Source organism: Streptomyces sp. P5F9, assembly GCF_057961495.1.
The window spans coordinates 1-3,573 of sequence record NZ_JBXVPZ010000698.1; the positions used below are offsets into that span (position 1 = coordinate 1).

A 3,573-nucleotide genomic window follows, 5' to 3' on the forward strand; every position below is an offset into this window, starting at 1 on the left:
GGTGACAACTACCCTGCGTTCGCTGGGATCCTGAGGCATCGTCATGACCTCCGCATCAGCAGGTCCCGCAGTTCGCGGGTGTGGCGGCGGCTGACCTGGAGTTCCTCGCCGCCGACCAGGACGCTCACCGTGCCCGCGTCCAGGCGGAGTTCGCCGATGTGGCGCAGGGCGACGAGGTGGCGGCGGTGGATACGGACGAAGCCCCGGGCGCGCCAGCGGTCCTCCAGGGTGGACACCGGGATGCGGACGAGGTGGCTGCCCCGGTCGGTGTGCAGGCGGGCGTAGTCGCCCTGGGCCTCGACGTGGGTGATGTCGTCGACGGCCACGAAGCGGGTGACACCGCCGAGTTCGACGGCGATGTGGTCGGGGTCGGGTTCGTGCACGGGTATCCGCGGTGCGGAGCCGCCGAGTTCGGCGGCCCGGCGTACCGCTTCCGCGAGCCGTTCCTTGCGGACGGGCTTCAGCACGTAGTCAACTGCCTTGAGATCGAAGGCCTGTACGGCGAAGTCCTCGTGGGCGGTGACGAACACGACGAGCGGCGGCTGCGCGAACCCGGTCAACAGCCGTGCCATGTCGAGGCCGTCGAGTCCGGGCATCTGAATGTCGAGAAACACCACATCGATGGCTTCCGGTCCGTCCGGGCCTGATTCCAGGGCCCTGTTGATACGGCGCAGCGCCTCGGTCGCGTCGCCCGCGCCCTCCGCGCTGCCGATGCGTGGATCGGCGTTGAGGAGGTAGAGCAACTCCTCCAGCGAGGGGCGTTCGTCGTCGACGGCGAGGGCGCGCAGCATGAAGGTGGAGTGTAGGAGTAATTCGTACGGCTGGACATGTACCGGGCGTGGACGTTCACGCTGGATACAGTGCGGACATGAACAGCAGGACCACTCCGTTCGACGATCTCGACCGGAAGATCATCACCGCCTTGATGGCGAACGCCAGGACCAGTTTCGCCGAGATCGGCGCGGCGATCGGCCTGTCCGCGACGGCGGTGAAGCGGCGCGTGGACCGGCTGCGGGAGACCGGTGTGATCACCGGGTTCACGGCGACGGTGCAGCCGTCCGCGCTCGGCTGGCGCACGGAGGCGTACGTGGAGGTGTACTGCGAGGGCGCCGCGCCCCCCAGGCGGCTCGCGGAGGTGGTGCGCAACCATCCGGAGATCACCGCGGCGATGACCGTGACCGGTGGCGCGGACGCGCTGCTGCATGTGCGGGCGACGGATGTGGACCACTTCGAGGCGGTGCTGGAGCGCATCCGGCAGGAGCCGTTCATCCGGAAGACGATCAGTGTGATGGTGCTGTCCCACCTCCTCCCGGAAAGCCCGGAGGCGGGAGCGACCCATCCCGCTCCGGACGACGCATCAGACCTGCGCTGAAGCCGTCAAAGACGCAGCATTCCTGCGCGGACACGCAGCCTTCATCGCTTGTCGCGCGTATTGGTCTCTTCCTACCGTGGTGTCAACCCCAGTCGTCATCACAGGAAGCGGAGGGACCCCTCTGTGCCCGACACCCGTGTGCGGCGCCGGCGGCGCTTTCTCGTCTGCGAACCCAGACACTTCGCCGTGCAGTACGCGATCAACCCCTGGATGCATCCCGACACCCAGGTGGACGTCGATCTCGCCCAGGAGCAGTGGCGGACGCTGATCGACACCTACCGCTCACACGGCCACACCGTCGACACGGTGGCGCCGGTGGCCGGTCTCCCGGACATGGTCTTCGCCGCGAACTCGGCCGTCGTCGTCGACGGCCGCGTCTTCGGCTCCCTCTTCCACGCGCCCGAGCGGCGCCCCGAGTCCGACCACTACGACATGTGGTTCAAGGCGGCGGGCTACGACGTCCACCGCCCCGAGTCGGTCAGCGAGGGCGAGGGCGACCTGATCCCGACCGGCCGCTACGTCCTGGCCGGCACCGGATTCCGTACGACCCGCGAGGCCCATCGCGAGGTGCAGGAGTTCTTCGGCGTCCCGGTGATCAGCCTGACGCTGGTGGACCCGTACCTCTACCACCTCGACACGGCGCTGTTCGTCCTGGACGACGACAACATCGCGTACTACCCGGACGCGTTCTCGCCGGGCAGCCGCGAGGTACTCGCGCGGCTGTACCCGGACGCGGTGCTCGCGACCCGCGAGGACGCGATGACGTTCGGCCTGAACTCGGTCTCCGACGGCCGTCATGTCTTCATCTCCCCCCGGTCCGAGGCGCTCGCCTCGCGCCTCGCCGACCACGGTTACGTCCCCGTCCCCGTCGACCTGTCGGAGTTCCACAAAGCCGGCGGCGGCATCAAGTGCTGCACCCAGGAGATCCGCTCATGACCGCACCCACTCGTGTACCCGCCGGCCCCCGTACATCCGCCGACCTCATCCGCGCCGAGGAGCCGGTCCTCGCGCACAACTACCACCCGCTGCCCGTGGTCGTCGCCCGCGCCGAGGGCACCTGGGTGGAGGACGTCGAGGGCCGCCGCTACCTCGACATGCTCGCGGGCTACTCGGCCCTCAACTTCGGCCACCGGAACCCGGTGTTGATCGAGGCCGCGCACCGCCAGCTCGACCAGCTGACGCTCACCTCCCGCGCCTTCCACAACGACAAGCTGGCCGAATTCGCCGAGCGGCTCGCGGAGTTGACCGGGCTCGACATGGTGCTGCCGATGAACACCGGCGCGGAGGCGGTCGAGAGCGGCATCAAGGTGGCCCGCAAATGGGCCTACGACGTGAAGGGCGTCCCTGCCGACCGGGCGACCATCGTCGTCGCGGCGGAGAACTTCCACGGCCGTACGACGACGATCGTCAGCTTCTCGACGGACGAGACGGCGAGGGCGGGCTTCGGTCCCTTCACGCCGGGCTTCCGGATCGTGCCGTACAACGACCTCGCGGCGCTGGAGGCAGCGGTCGACGAGACGACGGCGGCGGTCCTGATCGAGCCCATCCAGGGCGAGGCCGGAGTGATCATCCCGGACGCGGGCTATCTGGCCGGGGTGCGTGAACTCACCACCCGCAAGGGCTGCTTGTTCATCGCGGACGAGATCCAGTCGGGCCTCGGCCGCACGGGCCGCACGCTCGCGGTAGAGCACGAGGGTGTCGTCCCGGACGTCCTGCTCCTGGGCAAGGCGCTGGGCGGTGGCATCGTGCCGGTGTCGGCGGTCGTCGCGCGCCGGGAGGTGCTGGGGGTACTGCACCCGGGCGAGCACGGGTCGACGTTCGGCGGCAACCCACTCGCCGCGGCGGTCGGCACGGCGGTCGTGGAGCTGCTGGAGACCGGTGAATTCCAGCGCAGGGCCACGGAGTTGGGCGTGATCCTGCGCGACGGCCTGACCGAGCTGGTCGGCAAGGGCGTGGTCGGTTTCCGCGCCCGCGGCCTCTGGGCGGGCGTCGACGTCGACCCGGCGATCGGCACGGGGCGCGAGATCAGCGAACGCCTCATGCGCGAGGGCGTGCTGGCCAAGGACACCCACGGCTCGACGATCCGGCTGGCACCGCCACTGACCATCACGGCGGACGAACTCCGGTCGGCCGTGGGCGCGTTGGAGAGGGTGCTGACGCAGGGGGCGTGAGCCTGCGTGAGCTGCGGGGGCCGGCTGGAC

At 69.6% G+C, this 3,573-nt stretch carries 4 protein-coding genes; 3 read left to right on the forward strand and 1 reads right to left on the reverse strand.

Features of this window, described 5'->3' with window-relative positions; genetic code table 11:
* Positions 1-41 precede the first annotated feature (41 nt).
* Entirely contained in the window at positions 42-791 is a 750-nt protein-coding gene (locus AC31A1_RS48670; protein WP_033278248.1) for a LytR/AlgR family response regulator transcription factor, read from the reverse strand.
* A gap of 77 nt (positions 792-868) precedes the next feature.
* Here AC31A1_RS48670 and AC31A1_RS48675 point away from each other — a divergent pair, with 77 nt between their 5' ends.
* From AC31A1_RS48675 to rocD, 3 genes are all read left to right on the forward strand, one after another.
* Entirely contained in the window at positions 869-1,372 is a 504-nt protein-coding gene (locus AC31A1_RS48675; RefSeq protein ID WP_393753719.1) for an Lrp/AsnC family transcriptional regulator, read from the forward strand.
* A gap of 123 nt (positions 1,373-1,495) precedes the next feature.
* On the forward strand, positions 1,496-2,308 hold the full coding sequence (ddaH, locus tag AC31A1_RS48680) for a dimethylargininase (protein WP_489659472.1): 813 nt from the start codon (positions 1,496-1,498) through the stop codon (positions 2,306-2,308).
* Positions 2,305-3,543: an ornithine--oxo-acid transaminase gene (gene rocD, locus AC31A1_RS48685; protein ID WP_489659473.1), complete on the forward strand. Its 1,239-nt coding sequence runs from the start codon at positions 2,305-2,307 to the stop codon at positions 3,541-3,543. The genes ddaH and rocD overlap by 4 nt, the downstream gene beginning before the upstream one ends.
* Positions 3,544-3,573: the final 30 nt, after the last annotated feature.

What these genes read in the sequence shown, in the direction of transcription:
- AC31A1_RS48670 (WP_033278248.1), bottom strand. Translation starts at nt 791, where the DNA reads ATGCTGCGCGCCCTCGCCGTCGACGACGAACGCCCCTCGCTGGAGGAG.
- AC31A1_RS48675 (WP_393753719.1), top strand. Translation starts at nt 869, where the DNA reads ATGAACAGCAGGACCACTCCGTTCGACGATCTCGACCGGAAGATCATC.
- rocD (WP_489659473.1), top strand. Translation starts at nt 2,305, where the DNA reads ATGACCGCACCCACTCGTGTACCCGCCGGCCCCCGTACATCCGCCGAC.